At 73.3% G+C, this 614-nt stretch carries 1 protein-coding gene; it reads right to left on the reverse strand.

Annotation, left to right across the window (positions count from 1 at the left end; genetic code table 11):
* The coding region (gene nth / locus BKE38_RS30085) for an endonuclease III (RefSeq protein WP_076960713.1) at positions 1–592 on the reverse strand (592 nt) is incomplete at its 3' end.
* Positions 593–614 lie beyond the last annotated feature (22 nt).

The following is a 614-nucleotide window of genomic DNA, read 5'->3' on the forward strand; positions in this document are numbered from 1 at the left end:
CGCAGTGCCAGCATTCCGGGGCGCGCGCCTTGCAGATGTAGCGCCCGTGCAGGATCAGCCAGTGATGCGCGTCGCGCAGCAGATCGGCGGGCACGCGCTGCATCAGCGCATCCTCGACCGCGCGCGGGGTGCGGCCGGGCGCCAGGCCGGTGCGGTTGCCCAGGCGGAAGATATGGGTGTCGACCGCCATCGCCTCCTCGCCGAAGGCCACGTTCAACACCACGTTGGCGGTCTTCCGCCCGACCCCGGGCAGCGCCTCCAGCGCGGCGCGGTCGGCGGGCACCTCGCCGCCATGCCGCTCCAGCAGCAGCCGCGACAGGGCGACCACGTTCTTCGCCTTCGACTTCCACAGCCCGATGCGGCGGATATGCTCGGCGACCCCTTCCTCGCCCAGCGCCACCATCTTCTCCGGCGTGTCGGCGGCGGGGAACAGCGTGGCCGTGGCCTTGTTCACCGAGACGTCGGTCGCCTGGGCCGAGAGGGCAACGGCCACCAGCAGCGTGTAGGGCGAGGAGAAGTCGAGCTCGGTCTCCGGCGCCGGATTCGCCGCCGCCAGGGCGCGCACGAAGGCCGCCGCCTGCTGCGCGTTCATCCGCCGGGCGCGGCGCGGCGCC

This window comes from Teichococcus deserti (assembly GCF_001982615.1).
GTDB classification, from domain to species: domain Bacteria; phylum Pseudomonadota; class Alphaproteobacteria; order Acetobacterales; family Acetobacteraceae; genus Pseudoroseomonas; species Pseudoroseomonas deserti.